Source organism: Psychrobacter sp. HD31 (genome assembly GCF_051097895.1).
In the GTDB taxonomy this organism is placed as follows: domain Bacteria; phylum Pseudomonadota; class Gammaproteobacteria; order Pseudomonadales; family Moraxellaceae; genus Psychrobacter.
In genome coordinates this window covers 714781-732806 of the sequence record NZ_CP142525.1, presented here as the reverse complement: position 1 = coordinate 732806, position 18026 = coordinate 714781, and the positions used below count along the sequence as shown (strand labels likewise).

The 18026-nt window shown below is 37.8% G+C and carries 22 protein-coding genes; 13 read left to right on the top strand and 9 right to left on the bottom strand.

What is annotated here, in order from left to right; all coding sequences use genetic code 11:
- The first annotated feature begins 13 nt into the window (after positions 1-13).
- The gene (gene leuE / locus VH441_RS03100; protein ID WP_434354027.1) at positions 14-709 is read left to right on the top strand and encodes a leucine efflux protein LeuE; all 696 of its coding nucleotides are present in this window, start codon (positions 14-16) and stop codon (positions 707-709) included.
- Positions 710-743: 34 nt separating this feature from the next.
- Here leuE and VH441_RS03095 read toward each other — a convergent pair whose 3' ends face one another.
- Genes VH441_RS03095 through VH441_RS03085 form a run of 3 tightly spaced genes read right to left on the bottom strand, consistent with a single transcriptional unit; the run spans position 744 to position 2728 of the window.
- Positions 744-1544: an ABC transporter permease gene (locus tag VH441_RS03095; protein ID WP_434354026.1), complete on the bottom strand. Its 801-nt coding sequence runs from the start codon at positions 1542-1544 to the stop codon at positions 744-746.
- Positions 1541-2245, bottom strand: coding sequence for an ABC transporter ATP-binding protein (locus tag VH441_RS03090; RefSeq protein WP_434354025.1), 705 nt, complete (start codon positions 2243-2245; stop codon positions 1541-1543). The genes VH441_RS03095 and VH441_RS03090 overlap by 4 nt, the downstream gene beginning before the upstream one ends.
- Positions 2246-2251: 6 nt before the next feature.
- Positions 2252-2728, bottom strand: a complete 477-nt coding sequence (locus VH441_RS03085) for an acyl-CoA thioesterase (RefSeq protein WP_434354024.1) — start codon at positions 2726-2728, stop codon at positions 2252-2254.
- Positions 2729-2847: 119 nt separating this feature from the next.
- Between VH441_RS03085 and xthA the strand changes: the two genes are divergently transcribed.
- The 4 genes from xthA to VH441_RS03065 all read left to right on the top strand — a co-directional run bounded on the left by xthA (position 2848) and on the right by VH441_RS03065 (position 6134).
- On the top strand, positions 2848-3669 hold the full coding sequence (xthA, locus tag VH441_RS03080) for an exodeoxyribonuclease III (RefSeq protein WP_434354023.1): 822 nt from the start codon (positions 2848-2850) through the stop codon (positions 3667-3669).
- A 32-nt stretch (positions 3670-3701) separates the two neighbouring features.
- Positions 3702-4409: an orotidine-5'-phosphate decarboxylase gene (gene pyrF, locus VH441_RS03075; protein WP_434354022.1), complete on the top strand. Its 708-nt coding sequence runs from the start codon at positions 3702-3704 to the stop codon at positions 4407-4409.
- A 13-nt stretch (positions 4410-4422) separates the two neighbouring features.
- Positions 4423-5229, top strand: coding sequence for a metallophosphoesterase (locus VH441_RS03070; protein ID WP_434354021.1), 807 nt, complete (start codon positions 4423-4425; stop codon positions 5227-5229).
- A 113-nt stretch (positions 5230-5342) separates the two neighbouring features.
- Positions 5343-6134, top strand: coding sequence for a histidine phosphatase family protein (locus VH441_RS03065; RefSeq protein WP_434354020.1), 792 nt, complete (start codon positions 5343-5345; stop codon positions 6132-6134).
- A gap of 100 nt (positions 6135-6234) precedes the next feature.
- On the opposite strand, the gene rpsT is transcribed toward VH441_RS03065, so the two are convergent.
- Positions 6235-6501, bottom strand: coding sequence for a 30S ribosomal protein S20 (rpsT, locus tag VH441_RS03060; RefSeq protein ID WP_434354019.1), 267 nt, complete (start codon positions 6499-6501; stop codon positions 6235-6237).
- Between the two features lie 395 nt (positions 6502-6896).
- On the opposite strand from rpsT, the gene VH441_RS03055 reads away from it, so the two are divergent.
- The 3 genes from VH441_RS03055 to VH441_RS03045 all read left to right on the top strand — a co-directional run bounded on the left by VH441_RS03055 (position 6897) and on the right by VH441_RS03045 (position 8888).
- Complete coding sequence (locus VH441_RS03055; RefSeq protein ID WP_434354018.1) at positions 6897-7598, top strand: NAD-dependent epimerase/dehydratase family protein; 702 nt, start codon at positions 6897-6899, stop codon at positions 7596-7598.
- Positions 7599-7679: 81 nt separating this feature from the next.
- Positions 7680-8195 (top strand): ribonuclease E activity regulator RraA, encoded by a 516-nt coding sequence (gene rraA / locus VH441_RS03050; protein ID WP_434354346.1) that lies wholly within the window; start codon positions 7680-7682, stop codon positions 8193-8195.
- Positions 8196-8282: 87 nt separating this feature from the next.
- Entirely contained in the window at positions 8283-8888 is a 606-nt protein-coding gene (locus VH441_RS03045) for a L,D-transpeptidase family protein (RefSeq protein ID WP_434354017.1), read from the top strand.
- Between the two features lie 9 nt (positions 8889-8897).
- On the opposite strand, the gene rlmF is transcribed toward VH441_RS03045, so the two are convergent.
- From rlmF to VH441_RS03020, 5 genes are all read right to left on the bottom strand, one after another.
- Positions 8898-9845 (bottom strand): 23S rRNA (adenine(1618)-N(6))-methyltransferase RlmF, encoded by a 948-nt coding sequence (gene rlmF / locus VH441_RS03040; protein ID WP_434354016.1) that lies wholly within the window; start codon positions 9843-9845, stop codon positions 8898-8900.
- 167 nt (positions 9846-10012) lie between these two features.
- Positions 10013-11359, bottom strand: a complete 1347-nt coding sequence (accC, locus tag VH441_RS03035) for an acetyl-CoA carboxylase biotin carboxylase subunit (RefSeq protein ID WP_434354015.1) — start codon at positions 11357-11359, stop codon at positions 10013-10015.
- A gap of 48 nt (positions 11360-11407) precedes the next feature.
- Positions 11408-11842 (bottom strand): acetyl-CoA carboxylase biotin carboxyl carrier protein, encoded by a 435-nt coding sequence (gene accB, locus VH441_RS03030; protein WP_434354014.1) that lies wholly within the window; start codon positions 11840-11842, stop codon positions 11408-11410.
- A 110-nt stretch (positions 11843-11952) separates the two neighbouring features.
- Entirely contained in the window at positions 11953-12720 is a 768-nt protein-coding gene (gene truC, locus VH441_RS03025; protein WP_434354013.1) for a tRNA pseudouridine(65) synthase TruC, read from the bottom strand.
- Positions 12713-13042 carry an ArsR/SmtB family transcription factor gene (locus VH441_RS03020; RefSeq protein ID WP_434354012.1) on the bottom strand — a complete coding sequence of 110 codons (330 nt, stop codon included), beginning with the start codon at positions 13040-13042 and terminating at the stop codon, positions 12713-12715. Before VH441_RS03020 ends, truC begins: the two co-directional genes overlap by 8 nt.
- 143 nt (positions 13043-13185) lie before the next feature.
- Here VH441_RS03020 and VH441_RS03015 point away from each other — a divergent pair, with 143 nt between their 5' ends.
- The 5 genes from VH441_RS03015 to VH441_RS02995 all read left to right on the top strand — a co-directional run bounded on the left by VH441_RS03015 (position 13186) and on the right by VH441_RS02995 (position 17930).
- The gene (locus VH441_RS03015; protein WP_434354011.1) at positions 13186-14475 is read left to right on the top strand and encodes an arsenic transporter; all 1290 of its coding nucleotides are present in this window, start codon (positions 13186-13188) and stop codon (positions 14473-14475) included.
- 50 nt (positions 14476-14525) lie between these two features.
- Positions 14526-15008, top strand: coding sequence for an arsenate reductase ArsC (locus tag VH441_RS03010; protein ID WP_434354010.1), 483 nt, complete (start codon positions 14526-14528; stop codon positions 15006-15008).
- Between the two features lie 50 nt (positions 15009-15058).
- Positions 15059-15823 (top strand): arsenical resistance protein ArsH, encoded by a 765-nt coding sequence (gene arsH, locus VH441_RS03005; protein ID WP_434354009.1) that lies wholly within the window; start codon positions 15059-15061, stop codon positions 15821-15823.
- Between the two features lie 177 nt (positions 15824-16000).
- Positions 16001-16195, top strand: a complete 195-nt coding sequence (locus VH441_RS03000) for a (2Fe-2S)-binding protein (protein WP_434354008.1) — start codon at positions 16001-16003, stop codon at positions 16193-16195.
- A 175-nt stretch (positions 16196-16370) separates the two neighbouring features.
- The gene (locus VH441_RS02995) at positions 16371-17930 is read left to right on the top strand and encodes an AmpG family muropeptide MFS transporter (protein ID WP_434354007.1); all 1560 of its coding nucleotides are present in this window, start codon (positions 16371-16373) and stop codon (positions 17928-17930) included.
- The last annotated feature ends 96 nt before the right edge of the window (positions 17931-18026 follow it).

Genomic DNA, 18026 nt, shown 5'->3' with positions numbered 1-18026 from the left:
GGAACTTAATTTAATGGAATATTATGGCATCACAGACTATTTTGCATATTTGCTTGGGGTGATTGCTATTATTTTGTTACCTGGACCTAACTCGATGTATTGCTTGTTTGTGGGTAGTGCCCAGGGGGTAAAACAAGGTTATAAAACAGTTGCTGCCATTTTAATAGGCGACACTTTGCTGATGATGGCCGCTGTGCTTGGCGCGGCAACGATACTTAAGTCAAGTGCTAACTTGTTTATGCTTTTTAAAGGGATTGGCGGTTTATACTTGTTGTATTTAGGGGTGATGCTATTAAAATCAGCCTATAAAACGTATCGGGCAAGCAAACAGCTTGATTTAAAAAGTATTAACGATATAGAGGGTAGGCTAAATAACAATACTGTAAATACAGTACAAAATGTTGAAAAAGAAAATGTATTTTTAAAAGCATTTTTGTTGAGTTTGTCTAACCCAAAAGCAATTTTATTCTTTTTATCTTATTTTTTGCAATTTGTTGATCCTGCATATTCTAACCCCATGCTTAGTTTTACCATTTTAGGTGCTACTCTACAGGTAGTGAGTTTTTTGTATCTATCAACATTAATTTTTGCAGGGCATCAATTGGTATCTTATTTTAAAAATCACTTGTTTTTTGCTTTATTGGGGCAGGGGTTAGTGGGGCTATTATTTGTTAGTTTTGCTATGTCGCTTTGGTTGGCAACTATGTAATAAAACATAAAAGTAGAGAGAATCTAACAATCTATTATTTTTGCTTAACAACTGGTTTGGGCGGCAAAAAACAGCCCCAATTATCAAAAAAATTGCTAACAATCAGCCAACTACTAATCATGCAGCCTAAAGCTGAACTAGCACAAATGATAAACATGGTCATTATTTGATATTTTGCTGCTTGCGATGGGTCTGCGCCTGCTAATATCTGACCAGTCATCATACCAGGTAAACTTACCAAACCCACCACCATCATAGAGTTAATTGTTGGCATCATACCATTGCTAATGGCATTTTTAATCAGAGGATGGGTTGCCTCCCAATTACTGGCACCAACACTTTGCATCATTTCTATTGTAGCTTGCTCATTATGTAGTGCGTTTATTAATTGGTTACTACATAATGAAATTGCAGTGAGAGAATTACCTAAAATTAAGCCCAAAATTGGGATGATATATTGCGGGGTATACCAAGGTTTAATTTGCAAAATAAGTAAAATAGTAAATGCCGTTACCAAGGTGGTTGGTGTGGCAACCGCAATGAGAATGTCTTTATCTAGCCCTTTATAAGGTTGTTCAATCCGCTTTTTAGCCGTAATGGCGGCAATTAGTGTCATTAATGCTAAAATTAATAACACTAAATACCAGTGGTTGCTAGCAAAAATATAAACCAGTAAAAAACCAATGGTGGATAATTGTACAAGGGTACGTAAACTTGCAAAAATTAATGATTTAGCAATGCCAAGTCTCATTAAATATGCCAGTATAATAACCACTAAAATTAGCAATGCCGCTATGCCAACATCAAGCCAGCTTAAATATTGTTGTGCGGTCATGGGTTAGCCCCTAGCGTTTCAAGTACACCATCTTTCATAATCCAATGTAATGTGTTGTGGATGCTTGCAATGTGATCTTGATTATGTGTTATCCAAACAACGGCACAAGTTGGTTGGTTTTGTTGCCAGTTTTGTATGAACTGAATAAATTTTTGGCTGGTTGTTGTATCTAATGCTGCCGTTGGTTCATCTAACAATAAAATAGTGGGGTTAAGTTGCAATACCCTTAATAAATTGACAATTTGTTGCTCACCACCTGATAATTTCTTGGCAGACTGATATAAAAAGTTTTCGGTTTTGTCAAAAAATGCCAAACTTTGTTGATGCCAGTTTGTATCAAAATTTTTTTGCTTATTTTCGATAAACTCAAAAGGCAGTTTTAGGTTATCAAGTACCGAGCCGTTTATCATTTTTGGTTGCTGAGAGACCATGGCAATTTGCGAGCGCCAAAATTGAGCCGTATATGTTTTATAAGATTTGTTGTTAAATAAAATATTACCAGACTCTGCAGCGAGCAACCCTGCCAACATGCGCAGTAAAATTGTTTTGCCACTGCCTGAACGCCCAGTTAATAAAACCATATCGCCATTAAAAATATTACCAGAGCAATGCTTTAGTAGCTGAATCGGCTGACCATCTGTCAGCACACCTTGGTAGTATAGATTATTAAAAGTTAAAATAGGTTTGGTTTGGGCGTTCATATATTGCTACTTATGGTTTTGGCAATTTTTAGCCCAGTTATTGATTACCACTTTTAAGGATTCTGGCACTCTTGCTGGGCTTAGTTTTTTTTCACCAGTTTGTTCGTTTACTTCATTTTTAACGCAAGCAATGGTAATTTCGGCTTTGCTTATTAAAGTATCATCTTTTTGGTTATAAATACTTTGCATAAAGATTAAGCTGGCGGGTTTAATTTTAATTTCATCAACGGTTACTTTAATTTTGCTATCAATTAAAATGGGTTTGATAAACTTTGTGTTTGCTTGGCTTACAACAGGGTGGTAAGTCACTCTTGTACCATTTTTAATTTCGCTGGTAAAAAAATACCCATCATACCCAAGCTTGGTAAACCAGTCACGTCTGCAATTTTCATAAAAAGTTAAAAAATTACCATGGTAGACAATACCGCCAGCATCGGTATGATTAATGTAAGTTTGATAAATACTTGAAAATAAAAGTTCCATAAAAAGCCATCGTGCATTTGAGTTAAGTTAAGATTATAGCCTATCGAACGCAAGCTAAAAAAGGTATAATTTTAAACAATATTTAATATGCCCCAATCAAACAAATAAAAAGGATAGGTATGAGCAAGTTTGTAAGCTTTAATATTAATGGTATTCGCGCTAGGCAGCATCAACTAGAAGCACTCAAACAAATTGTAGACCCTGATGTTGTGGGTTTACAAGAGACAAAAGTGCATGATGAGCAGTTTCCTCTAGCTGCGGTTGAAGGCATTGGCTACCATGTGGAGTATTTTGGGCAAAAGGCGCATTATGGTGTGGCATTATTATCTAAAAAGGCACCTATTTTTGTACAAAAAGGTTTCCCAACGGATGATGAAGACGCCCAAAAACGTTTTATTCATGCTCGCTATGAGTTTGATGGTGTTGAAGTTGATGTACTAAATGGCTATTTTCCGCAAGGGGAGAGCATGCATCATGAAACAAAATTTCCAATGAAGCGCAAATATTATGCCGATTTAACCAGTTATATTGCTGGGTTAATAGCGGAAGGTCGTACGCTTATTATAATGGGAGATATGAATATATCGCCACAAGATTATGACATTGGTATTGGTGAACAAAATGCCAAACGTTGGTTGCGTACTGGCAAGTGTTCCTTCTTGCCTGAAGAGCGAGAATGGTATGGTAAGCTATTAGCAACTGGGTTAACGGATACTTACCGTAATAAATACCCAACAAGCAACGAGTTATTTAGCTGGTTTGATTACCGTAGTAAAGGTTTTAATGATGAGCCTAAACGTGGGTTACGTATTGACCATATTCTATGTACTGATGATATTAAAGAAAAATGTATCGACGTTGGTATTAGTTATGAGCTACGTGGCATGGAAAAACCATCTGACCATGCCCCAATTTGGGCAACGTTTGATTTAACTAAATAAAATTTAATACATATACAACATACATGACCAATATGAGTACAAAATCTGTAACCCAATCTCCAATCGTCGTTGCTATCGATAAAGCAGATATGAAGTCTGCTTTAATGCTTGCTGACACCTTAGACCCTCGGTTATGCCGAGTCAAAGTAGGTAAAGAGCTGTTTACCCGCTGTGGACCAGAAATTATTAAACAGTTGCACAGTAGAGGTTTTGAAGTATTTTTGGATTTAAAGTTTCATGATATTCCAAACACCACGGCACAAGCGGTTTTAGCAGCAGCGGATATGGGCGTGTGGATGGTTAACGTGCATGCAACAGCAGGCGAGCAAGCCATGACGCTTAGTAAACAACGTTTGCTAGATGGTGGTTATGATACGCTGCTGATAGCGGTAACGGTATTAACTTCTATGGGTGAGACGGCGTTACACCAAACTGGCGTTAATGGCACATTAGATGAGCAAGTGACACGTTTGGCAAGCTTAACCAAAAACTCAGGGTTAGATGGCGTGGTTTGTTCTGCACAAGAGGCAGCCGTTTTAAAAGCGATGTTGGGTAGCGACTTTAAATTAGTGACACCAGGTATTCGTATGGCAGATGATAGTAGCGATGATCAGCAGCGCATTTGTACACCTCGTCAGGCAGTTGAGCAAGGAAGTGACTATTTGGTAATTGGTCGGTCTATTACCACAGCAGATAATCCTAGCGAAAAAATGCAACTTATTTTAGACAGTTTGAAATAGTGATTGCCAAAAGATGAAACTACAAATCTTAAGTGACTTACACATTGACAGCTATAGCCGTCGAGGTTATCCAATAGGAGAAATCCCTCAAACAGAGGCTGATGTTATTTTGGTAGCAGGAGATACCTCAAATTCTGATATGGGTATCAAGTGGCTTGCGCAAGAGTCCAATAGACTGGGTAAACCTGTTGTAACGATTGCCGGAAATCATGAATATTTTGGTGAAGATGTATTAACGTTTGATACAGCTTTAGCAAAGTGTGATAATTTTATGGTACAAACGCAAACAGGGTTAAAGTTTTTACAGTGTGAAGCGCTTGATATTAAAACAGCTAATGATGAAATAACCATACTTGGCTGCACAATGTGGACAGATTATAAATATAAGGTGAAGGAAGATACTATTGATAAAGCATTAGAGTTTATGAGAGATTATCGAGATATTAAAGCAGGGGAAGATATGTTTACGCCGCAGCTATCTATCGATATCCATAAACAACATCGCGCATGGCTAAAGCAAGCTTTATTAAATGCCCATAGCGAAGGTAAAAAAGTGGTGGTAATGACACACCACAGCGTATCACCATTATCAATTGCCGAAAAATATGCTGATTTTCCTAGCAATGCTGCGTTTGTGACCGATTTTAGTGAGTGGATGAAGCAAGATTGGTCACCCTCGCTGTGGGTACATGGGCACACACATGAGGCATTTGACTATACAATTGGCAACACTCGGGTGATTGTTAATCCTAGAGCTTATCCAGGGGAAGCAAGAACAACGGGTATTGAGTTTGCTTGGGATAAGGTAGTTGAAGTATAGTTAAAATAAATATAATATGTTTTAATATGATTTATATTTGCCATTCTTATTACTTGACCTACTAGACTTATTTTTCACACATATAGATATTTTACAATTTAACGGAGGCGGTTATGGACATTGTTGACGCTCATCCACAAAATCAGTTTCCTATCCCTGCCCACCTGCCAGAAAGTATGGTGACCTCTGTTAAACTGTTACCAAAAAATAAACGACTCATTTTATTTACCCGACATTCTTTACGCCAATTATCTGATGGTAATGGTTTTGCTAGCTATAATCTTGCACTGACACCCAAAGGTAAAATACTTGCAAAGTCTTGGGGTAAATGGTTAGCAACGCATTTAGCTTATTCGTTAGATGCCGATAGCATATCAAGCCCGATTCCTCGTTGTATGGAAACAGCAAAACTCATGCAAGAGGGTGCAGGACTATCAAAAAAAATCACAACACAATCTTTGCTAGTTGAGCCAGGTAGCTTGGTTATAGAGCCAGAGTTAACCAGTAAGGTATTTAAAGAAGTGGGTGCGCTAAACTTTATTAACATGTTCTTATCTGGAGAAATGGCAGGTATTAAAAATGCGCATCAGGGTGGATTAGATTTAATTTCATTGTTTTACCAACATCAACCCAAACAAAGTCATTTAACATTGGCTGTGAGTCATGACACCCTTTTATCTGCTTTTCTTGCAGTGATGATGGATGTACCTCAAATTGATTGGAATGATTGGCCTAAAATGATGGAAGGGGTGTTTTTATGGTTTGATGACAAACCCATTAAAGATGCCAAGGTTCACTTTATATGGCGTGGAAAACTATACGAACGTCCTATAAACGACTTAATTACAGCTTATGTAGAGGCAGGATTTTGCCATACAACATTGCCTAAACACTTTGCTGGCTAACTTGGCTGCCATAAACAACTTAGTGGGCAAAAAAAGACTGCTGGCATAAAAAAGACCTTAAACAAAAAATGTTTAAGGTCTTTTTTTACAAAGCTAAAAATTAAGCTTGTAACGCTTTAATTGCTTTGTTTAAACGGCTCTTAAGACGAGCAGCTTTGTTTTTGTGCATTACACCTTTATCTGCCATACGGTCGATAACTGGTACAGCTTTATTATAAGCTTCGGTTGCTAAAGCGTAGTCTTTCGCTTCGATAGCAGCGATAGTACGTTTGATGTAAGTACGAACCATAGAACGTTGTGAAGCTTTTAGCTGACGACGTTTGGTGTTTTGACGGGCACGTTTACGAGCTTGTGCAGAGTTTGCCACGAGCATCTCCTTGAGAAAAATAAAATTTAAATTAAATTGCCATAAAGCAATTAATAATAAGTAAACAGTATCAAACTTACTTTTTACAGCTTTCTGAGACTTAAAGCGAAAAAGGGTATTGATGATGCCCTGATGCTGGGAATAATTAAACACCAGTGACAGTTAGTTTCAAATAAACACATGATATATCAAAGAATTTATTTGACTATAAAATTAAAGGCAGTAGTATATCAAATACTTACAGCTATAACAACAGTGTTAAAAGATATTTAAGGGTGTAACGATTAGAATGACACAATTTGAAATCTTTTGAAAAGGTTATTTCGTAGCTATCCAAGTGTTATTTTATTACAATAGTAGTAAAATTATTGTATATATTTTTAGTTTGGATTTTTATGCAAAGAAAAGCCATTGTTATTGGTGCGACAGGATTAGTCGGTAGAAAATTAATAAAAGAGCTTGCCTCCCTTTATGATAAGGTGACCGTGATTACTCGTCGCCCTCCAGAGTTTATTAGCTCGAGTATGAGAGTTTATCAAATTAATGACTTTGTTAATTTGGCAGAAACTATGTCTAGTATTGACATGGATGAAAACACAGATGCATTTAGCTGCCTTGGTACTACAAAAAAACAAGCAGGCAGTGAAGAAGAGTTTAAACGTATTGATCATGGCTATAATTTGCAATTTGCCAATTTTTGTAAACAAAAAGGGGTTAAACACTTTTTCTTGTTATCTGCGATGGGTGCAAACACGCAGAGTCGTTTTTTTTATAATCAAGTTAAAGGCACAATAGAAGAAGATGTCAAACAGCTTGATTTTGAAACACTATACATCTTTAGGCCGTCATTGTTACTCGGCAGCCATAAAGGTCGTCCAATAGAAAAAATATCTCAAACTGCTTTTAGGTTAATCTCACCTCTGGTTTCTGAAAAAGTAAGCGCCCACCCAATAACGGCCAAACGGGTTGCGATTGCCATTGCGATGACTGCACACAAACATTATCATAGAATTAACAGGCAGCGTATTTATGAAAGTGAAACGCCTGTGGTGATTACAAATAAACAAATGCTGGCAATGACAAAAATTAAGCATTAAATTTTGTGACTGCTTTGGCATTAAAAAATCATGACACCAAACCTCAGCAACTTTAATTAAGGAATGATTATTATGAGTGAAATGACAAAAGACAACTTTATTACTTGTGATTTATTGGATGCAAATCCAGAATGCCAAGTTTGCTTACCAAATATTGAAGGAAAGTTTTTTAATAATTATGGTGGTAATAACAAGTTTTGTGGTGAGATTGTTACCGTTAAATGTTTTGAAGACAACAGCCGTGTTAAAGAGCTGTTAAACTCTGATGGTAAAGATGCTAACGGTAATGGTAAAGTGTTGGTTGTTGATGGTGGCGGCTCGATGCGCTGTGCTTTACTTGGCGATATGATTGCTTTATCAGCCATTAATAATGGTTGGGCGGGTGTTGTTGTATACGGTTGTGTGCGTGATGTTGATGATATGGCACAAATGAACATTGGCGTAAAAGCATTGGGTTGTATCCCTCGTAAATCAACAAGACGTGGCGAAGGTCAAACAGATATTGAAATTAGTTTTGGTGATTTAACTTTAAACTCTGGTATGCATTTATATGCTGACAACAATGGTATTATCGTTAGTAATCAACCTTTAGTTTAAAATCCATCGATAATTCATTAAATTTGCATTAAAAATATGCAATGCCCTTATAAGCTACCCTTATGGTTAAGTTTATAAGGGTTTTTTATGTTCGCTAAACTTTTAAAATATAGTTTGTTGCTCAGTGTGGCTGGTTTTACGGCTTTTTGGGTAATGCCATTAAAAAGTTATAAATTGAGTGCGGATAAAACGCATAAAATTGATGATAAGGCAGTTGTTAGCCCTATTTATTACAAAGGCCGCCTTGTTAAGAATATGAGTGAAAAAAAGGTAGCTCAGGTATTTGTAGATAAGTCTGCACGCAAAATGTTTTTGTTGGATGAATCAGATCAGGTTGTCAAATACTATCATATCTCACTTGGTGACAATCCAAAAGGGCATAAACAACAAGAAGGAGACGAAAAAACACCCGAAGGCACTTACCTTTTGGATTATAAAAATGAAAATTCAATCGCTCATCGCTCCATTCATATTAGCTATCCAAATCCACAAGATAAAGCGGTTGCAAAAAAATTAGGTGTTAGCCCAGGTGGTGCAATCATGATTCATGGACAAATGAACGGATTAGCACACCTTACCAAAATAAACCAACAACGAGATTGGACAGATGGTTGCATTGCTGTTAGCAATGATGAGATGGATGAAATTATGGACTTAGTTGCAGTAGGCACACAAATAAAAATAGAGTGGTAGTATGGATGCTTAAAACTGCCATGCAATAATGCGGGTTTGTTTTTGACCGTGTTGCATGGTAATAATTTTAATATTTTTTGCTTGCCGTTTTTGTAATAGCTTTTTGAGGGCAGCAACATTTGCTTTTTTAGAGACTAAGCTTGTAAACCAGCCCACTTGGCGTTTGTATTTAACACTTTCATTAATCATTTGTGTTAAAAATTTAATTTCGCCACCAGCGCACCAAAGTTCTGCATTTTGGCCCCCAAAATTAAGTTGTGATTTAATAACAGATTTATTGTGTATACCAGACTTTTTTGTCTTGTTTTTAGCTAGTTTTTTTTGTTTATTAACATTTGCAAAAGTTGCATCTTCAGCACTTGCATGGAAGGGTGGGTTACACATGGTTGCCGCAAAATAATCTGTGGGGGCAATCACACCATCAAAAATAGCATTTGGATTTTTTTGTAAAATTGGTTTTATAAGCCCAGCGAGATTTTTGTTGAGCTGACTAATGGCAGTGACTGTTTTAATAGAAATTGGATTAATATCCGATGCGGTAAATTTCCAGCCATAGATTGTCGCACCGATAATGGGGTAAATAGCATTTGCGCCAGTACCAATGTCTAAAATGTTTACCGTTTTGCCTACTTTAATCTTATCATTGTCAGATATTAAATCGGCAAGATGATGAACATAGTCGGCACGGCTAGGGATTGGTGGACACAAATAGCCCGTTGGGATATCCCAAAAATTAATATCATAATGTAATTTAAGCAATGCTTTGTTTAACAAAACAACAGATTCGTTATTATTAAAATCAATCGTTATTTCACCAGCTGGATTTGGTTTGGTATGCTTTGCAAGCTCTGGTAATACTTTAATTAGCTGATTAAAGTCATACTTATTTTTATGCAAACTTCTAGGATGCAATTTTTTAGAAGATGGATTAGATTTTTTATTAATGTTGTTAGTCATGCTCAGTAACAAATGTGAGTTAAATGTGAGTAATGTAAGCTACAATCGCCTTTTTACTTAAATCAAAACAAAGTCATTTATGATAAAGCAAAGCGGTTGTGCATACATTAACACAAAAAAGAGCAATGTTTGCATTGCTCTTATGGCGTTATATAAACTTGATGTAATTAAGACTCGGTATTGAGTAGATGATTTTCTAAATAGTGGATATTTTGTGCATCTTCATTAAATTGTTCATCGGATAAAATGATGTCACGATGCAGTGGTATATTGGTTTTAATACCGTTAATAATTAACTCATCTAACGCATGAACCGCTTTGGTTAAAGCTTGTTTGCGTGTTGGGGCATGGCAAATGAGTTTACCAATCATAGAGTCATAAAATGTTGGTATGGCATAACCCTGATAAAGATGCGAGTCAAAGCGTACACCAGCACCACCTGGTGCAAAAAATTGTTCTACAGTTCCAGGGCAAGGCATAAAGGTTTGTGGATCTTCTGCGTTGATACGGCATTCAATAGCGTGCCCATTTTCGGTGATTTCATCTTGACGATAAGATAAACCATAACCAGAAGCAATCTTTAGTTGCTCTACAATAATATCTATGCCAGTAATCATTTCTGTTACTGGGTGTTCAACCTGTACACGCGTGTTCATTTCGATAAAAAAGAACTCACCATCTTCATATAAAAACTCAAACGTGCCAGCACCACGATATTTTATTTGTTCACAAGCTCTCACACAAGCGTCGAGAATCGGGGTGCGTGCATCATCAGGGATACTTGGCGCTGGTGCTTCTTCTAATACTTTTTGATGACGGCGCTGCAATGAGCAGTCACGATCAAATAAGTGGATGGCATTACCGTTACCATCGCCCAACACTTGTACTTCGACATGGCGAGGTTTCTTTAAAAAACGCTCCATATAAACCGTGTCATCACCAAAGCTTACCTCAGCTTCTTGTTTGGCAGCCTGTACCTGACTAATGAGCTCATCATAATGTTCGACTAAACGCATACCGCGTCCACCACCGCCAGATGCGGCTTTAACTAATAGTGGAAATCCAATATCTTTGGCTTGTTCTTCGGCATTATGGAGGGTAACTGCGCCTACAGAACCTGGTACAGTGGGCACGCCAGCTTTTTTCATTGCGTTAATGGCAGAAACTTTGTTACCCATTAAGCGGATATGATCGGCATGAGGACCGATAAAAGTAAGCCCGGCTTCTTCAACTTGTTCTGCAAACTCGGCATTTTCGGATAAAAACCCGTAGCCTGGATGAATCGCATCAGCACCAGCCACCTCAGCAGCGGTTAAAATAACATTGATATCTAGGTAACTTTGGGTGGCGTTGGGTGCGCCGATACATACCGCTTCATCTACAAACTTAAGGTGCATTAAGTCTTTATCAGCAGTAGAGTAGACACCAACAGTTTTAATACCCAATTGTTTACAGGCACGCACAATTCTTAGTGCAATTTCACCACGGTTTGCAATTAACAGTTTTTTAATCATTTTTTGTTATCCCTATTTTGTAAAATCTATCAAATAATATGAATTTGATTAAGACTTATAACGGATAACTGGTTGCCCAAACTCTACAACATCGCCATTTTTTACTAGTATCTCTTCAATCACACCACTTTGTGTTGCTTCAAGTGGGTTCATAATCTTCATGGCTTCAATAATCCCTAAAGTATCACCCGCTTGCACTTTTTGACCAACCTGCACAAATGGTGGGTCATTTGGGCTAGGAGCAGAATAAAACACACCAACCATTGGCGAGCTTTCAACACTGCCTGTTGGTTGTGGCACGGCGTTGCTGGTTGTAGCCTCGCTAACCATGTTTGTACTTGGTTGAGGGCTTGCAACAACAGTTGGAGTGGGCTCGTAGTAACGAGTTAGACTAACTTTGTCATCACCTGAGCATACTTCCAGTGTAACGAGCTCTTTTTCTTCCATCAACTCAATGAGGGTACGTATTTTTTTAATATCCATGGGTTATCGCCTGAAGTACTAAATTGTGTTATTAGGAGTAGTTTTGTTAGATATATTGTAACAAATTTTTTCAATTATACCTAGAATTTAGTTGAGTGTACAGTTGTTTATTAAAAATGATATTTCCAATTAAAATCCTCTAACATTTTCTGCCAATCTTCATCAACTTGAGCTTGTGCAGTTATTCGCTCGCCATCAATATTGGTAAAAGTTAACGTGTGTGCATGCAACATCAATCGTGACACGCCAATATGCGCTCGTATGGCACGGTTTTGGTGATGGTCACCATAACTGGTATCGCCAATAATTGGATGAAATATATGCTTTAAGTGCCGGCGTAGTTGATGTTTACGCCCAGTGGTCGGGCATAGTTTAATCAGGCTGTAGCGAGAGGTTTTATAACGAGCGCGGGCAGCAAAAGGTTGCTCGGTACTATCAATTAACTGCCAGTCCGTTTGTGCAGGTTGGTCTGGTTTGGTATCTGTATTGGCAATACTGTGTTTGTCTGCAATTTTATCGCGGATGACGGATAACGGATAGTCAATACTACCTTGCTCAGTAGGCATATAACCACGCACAACGGCTAGATAAGTTTTATGCACCTGATGTTGCTCAAACGCTTGCGAAAAATGTTTGGCACTTTCACTGTTTAATGCAAATAGTAAAACGCCAGAGGTAGGGCGATCTAGCCGATGAACGGGATAAACCAGTTGCCCAATTTGGTCTCTTAAGGTTTGTAATACAAAAGTGGTTTCATGCTTTGCAAGCCAGCTACGATGTACCAGCATACCGGCAGGTTTGTTAATTGCAATACAGTGCTCGTCTTGATACAAAATTTGTAGCGGCTGTTGATGGTTGTTAGTAGCAAGCTCAGTCATCGATAAATTCTACTTCATTTATAACTTGTTTACACCACTTAGGTAAGTCTTGATTAATGCCATACCACATCCAAGTACCACGACGCTGACTCGTTAAAATGCCCACTCGCTTTAGGTGGTTTAAGTGACGAGATATTGTAGGTTGTGGTTGTTCAAGTAATTCGGTTAGCTCACAAACACACATGCTTTGTGGATTTAAACTGTCATCTTTGTTACATGTTTGTGAGGTATCTTCGGTTTTATCACGTAAGGCGATAACCAATTTTAGGCGGGTCGTATCGCCTAAAGCTTTAAAAAAATCAGTTGCAATCAATCTATTCATATATTTACATTCCTGAATATATTGTTAAAATATAAGCATGTTAAGTCTTAATGCATTTATATTAGCACAAATTTATCACTTGCTTTAAGTCCATTGATTTAAACAATGCTTAGATATTATGTGTGCGTATTAGAGGTATCGATATGTTAATCGCCATGATTTTGTTTTTGGTTACTTTGTTGTTTGTTATTTGGCAACCAAAAGGGTTGGGGATAGGTTGGACAGCAACCGTAGGGGCAATTTTAGCCCTACTTTTTGGCATGGTTTCATTGTCTGATATTCCGATAGTGTGGGGTATTGTTTGGAATGCAACCTTTGCTTTTATTGCCATTATTATCATTAGCTTATTGTTAGATGAGTCGGGGTTTTTCCGTTGGATTGCCTTACATGTGGCAAGGCTTGCAGGGGGCAATGCTAACAAGCTGTTTGTTTATGTTGTGTTATTGGGAGCATTGGTATCGGCATTTTTTGCAAATGATGGCGCAGCACTGATTTTGACCCCAATTGTGATAGCAATTTTAACAAGTTTAAGATTTAGCCCAGCGACCACTTTGGCGTTTATTATGGCGGCAGGCTTTATAGCCGATACAGCAAGTTTACCTTTGGTGGTATCAAACTTGGTCAATATTGTTTCGGCAGATTTTTTTGATGTGAGTTTTAATCGCTATGCTGAGGTTATGATTCCGGTAAATTTGGTGTCTGTTTTTGTCTCTTTGGCGGTGCTGTACTTTTTTTATCGTCAAGATATCCCAAAAAATTATGATTTGGCAGAATTAGAATCCCCTCAGTCTGCTATTGTTGATAAGCCGACCTTTATTACTGGTTGGGCGGTGTTGGCATTGTTGTTAGTAGGCTTTTTTGTGCTTGAACCGATGGGCGTGCCTATAAGTGCCATTGCAGGCGTGGGGACGATGATATTAATACTAGTGGCAAATATGGGTAAAAAGTTATCAATTGTGCCAGTAATTAAAAATGCACCTTGGGCAATTGTTGTTTTTTCACTTGGTATGTATCTGGTTGTTTATGGCTTAAAAAACCAAGGCCTGACAGATTACTTAACTATTTTACTCAACAGTTTTGCAGAGCAGGGGATATTGGTTGCCACAGTTGGTACGGGATTTTTATCTGCAATACTGTCTTCTATAATGAACAATATGCCAACCGTGCTTATACAGGCACTGGCTATTGAAAGTACACAAACGAGTGGATTAGTGAGAGAAGCAATGATATTTGCAAATGTCATTGGTTGTGACTTGGGTCCTAAAATAACGCCTATTGGTTCGTTAGCAACTTTATTGTGGCTGCATGTGCTTGCTACAAAAAACATTCAGGTAACTTGGGGTTATTATTTTAAAGTGGGACTGGTTTTAACACTGCCGGTGTTAACAGCAACATTAGTTGCTTTAGCACTTTGGTTAAATCTGCTGGGTTAGTTTTAGAAATTAGCAATTATATAAAAATAAGTAAGCAAAAAGGAAACATAATGAACATTTTATACATTTGCACACACAACCGTTGCCGTAGTGTGTTGTCAGAAGCAATCACACGGCAAAAAGCTGGCGATAAAATAAAAGTGATGAGTGCGGGTAGTTCGCCAGTTGGTCAGGTACATCCACTGAGTATCAAATACCTTAATCAAGCAGGTTATAACACCGAGGGCTTGTACAGTAAATCTTGGAATGAGCTGACATACGACGGAAAAAGTTTTGAACCTGATGTGGTCGTGACGGTTTGTGATAATGCAGCAGGAGAGGCATGTCCACTATGGCTAGGTAACACGCCAAAATTGCATTGGGGGTTAATTGACCCATCAAAACTTGCCGAAAATGGCGAGGCAAACCCACAAGCAGAGAAAGCCTTTATACAAGTGATCGCGACCATTGAAAGTAGGGTAGATAATTTGTTAAAGATTGCTGATTTGCCAAAAGATATGCAAATTAAAGCATTTAAACAGTTAATAGGTTAGTTTTGCATGGTTAGATTAAGTATAAAAATATAAAAGGAATATAGGAATAAATGACAAAAACAACAGATATTAACGGGCAAGCACTGCAAGATTTATCGATGCCTAACGTCGATGACGCTTTGTTTCAAACGCCAAGCCTTCATAGTTTTAAATCATTAACTAATGACAATCGGGCAAAAATTCTACTGCTTTATGGCTCATTGCGTCAGCGGTCGTTTAGCCGATTGGTAGTAGAAGAGTCTGCTCGTATTTTAATGGCAATGGGGGCAGAGGTTAAAATATTTAATCCCAGTGGGTTACCTTTATGTGATGACCCTGCACACATGCCAGCAACCCTTGATGAGTTGCATCCAAAAGTGAGAGAACTGCGTGAATTGGTTAAATGGAGTGAGGGCATGGTTTGGTGCTCTCCAGAGCGTCATGGTGCCATGACAGGGGTAATGAAAACGCAAATTGATTGGATCCCTTTGTCTGATGGGGCGGTTCGCCCAACACAGGGTAAAACATTGGCGGTTATGCAAGTTTGCGGTGGCTCACAGTCGTTTAACACGGTTAATCAGTTGCGGGTATTAGGGCGTTGGATGCGTATGATTACCATACCTAACCAGTCTAGCGTTGCTAAAGCTTGGAATGAGTTTGATGATAACGATAGAATGAAGCCATCAGGCTACTATTTACGCATTGTTGATGTGATGGAAGAATTGATGAAGTTTACTTTGCTTACTCGTGATAATGCCGAGTATTTAGTGGATAGATATTCTGAACGTGTCGAAACGGCTGAAGAACTGATGAAACGAGTTAATCAAACAGACTAGTTACTTTTGTTCTACACAGTTGATTAACAACTAGGAATCAGCTCTTTTAAAGAATAATTAATAAAAGGTATTGTAAATACGAACAATTCTCGCTATTATATAGAAAAAGATTAACGGGAGTTAATCATTCTATTAAACTCTAAATAGATTTTAAGAATTTTTTATATAGGTCACAAAATGTACGTTTGTATTTGTAAAGACATAAAAGACAAACAAATTAAAAATGCAATGGCATCTGGCGTTGATTCTATGAACGCATTAAAAGACACCCTAGATGTTGCCAATTGTTGTGGTTGCTGTGAGCCTATGGTACAAGATTTATTAGATGAGCATCATGCCAACAAGGTTGAAGGTTTAGCCATTGCGGTCTAACTCAATAGATTATCAAATACATATGATAAAACACCTATGCACTGCATTTAGGTGTTTTTTTATGTTTTAAATAAATAGGATAGCTTGCAATTTTGCATAATATAACAGTCGCTAGTCAAATTTATGATAATCGAGTAACATATGGTTTTAATTTCTACAAAATAGCGGAGTAGCTATGTCATCAACTACCCAAACTGCCCCTAAAAAATCTTGGGGTGAATCTTTAAAAGCCTATTTAGACCACAGAGCCATTATTATGCTATTTTTAGGCTTTGCTGCTGGTATACCCATTTTACTTATTTTCTCAAGTTTATCTTTATGGTTACGTGAGGCTGGCATTGACCGCAGTGTGGTAACGATGTTTAGTTGGGCAGCACTGGGTTATTCATTCAAGTTTATTTGGGCGCCGTTAATTGATGCTGTTCCATTACCTATTTTGACGAAATTATTTGGTAGACGTAGAGCATGGATGTTGGTTGCTCAGATAGGGGTAATTGCTGCTATTTTAATTATGGCAAGTGTTAACCCCATCAGTGAATCGGTACTTACAGTTATGGCAATGGGTGCGGTTTTGCTAGGGTTTTCATCTGCCACACAAGATATTGTCATTGATGCTTACCGTATTGAGCTTGCTCCGCCATCTTTACAACCAATATTGTCTGCAATGTATACCACTGGATATCGCATAGGCATGATTGTCGCGGGTGCAGGTGCGTTATATTTAGCAGATTTTTTTGGTTCTACAGAAACAGCATATAGTTATGAAGCTTGGCGAAATACTTATTGGATAATGGCTGGCGTGATGGGCATAGGGGTTTTAACTACTCTATTTATCTATGAACCAAAAAATGCGCAAAAACAGCTTGAACGTCCAGCATCAGATTATGCTCGATTGGTTGCTGTGTTCTTTATCTCGGTTATTGCTTTTGTATCAACATTTATATACTTTGGAAAAGTACTGCCAGAAGTAGATGGTGCTGTTTATAAATTTTTGATTGAAATAGTACACATGCTTTCTGGTTTGGTTGCTGCTTTTTTTGCTGGCTGGGTTATGGTGCAATTGGGATTAGTGAAAAAAGAAGTTGCCCAACAAACTTGGGTTGAACCAATTGCCGACTTTTTTAACAGATATGGTAAAAAAGCTTTGTTATTATTGGCATTAATCGGACTGTATCGTATTTCTGATATTGTTGCTGGCGTTATCTCAAATGTGTTTTATCAAGACATGGGATTTAGTAAAACACAAATTGCAACGGCTGTTAAGTTGGTGGGTGTTTGGGTAACTATTGCGGGTGGTTTTTTAGGTGGTTTGCTTGCTCAGCGTATGCCAATTATGCGTACTATGATGATAGGGGCGATTTTAGCTTGTATTACTAACTTGTTGTTTGTGATGTTAACTTACTTCCCTGGTAATGTGACCGCCATGTATATTGCAGTGATAGGCGACAATTTAGCGGCAGGTCTCGCCAGTGCCGTGTTTATTGCCTTTTTATCGGCATTAACTTCTATTAAGTTTACTGCGGTTCAATACGCTATCTTTTCATCGCTAATGACCCTGTTGCCTAAAGTTTTAGGCGGTTACTCTGGTACAATTGTTGATAACATGGGTTATCCTTTTTTCTTTAGTTTTTGTTGTTTAATTGGGGTGCCAATTTTATTGCTGGTTTACTTGGTGGATAAAAACTTACAAATTGGTGAAAACGATACCACGGGCGAACAACCAAATGAAAGTTAATCATTAACGTCTACTTTGGTTTTATACGCGCTCTTAAAAATATTACGCCTTGTATTCAGCTATAATACAAGGCGTATTTTAATCGCTTGGTATTAT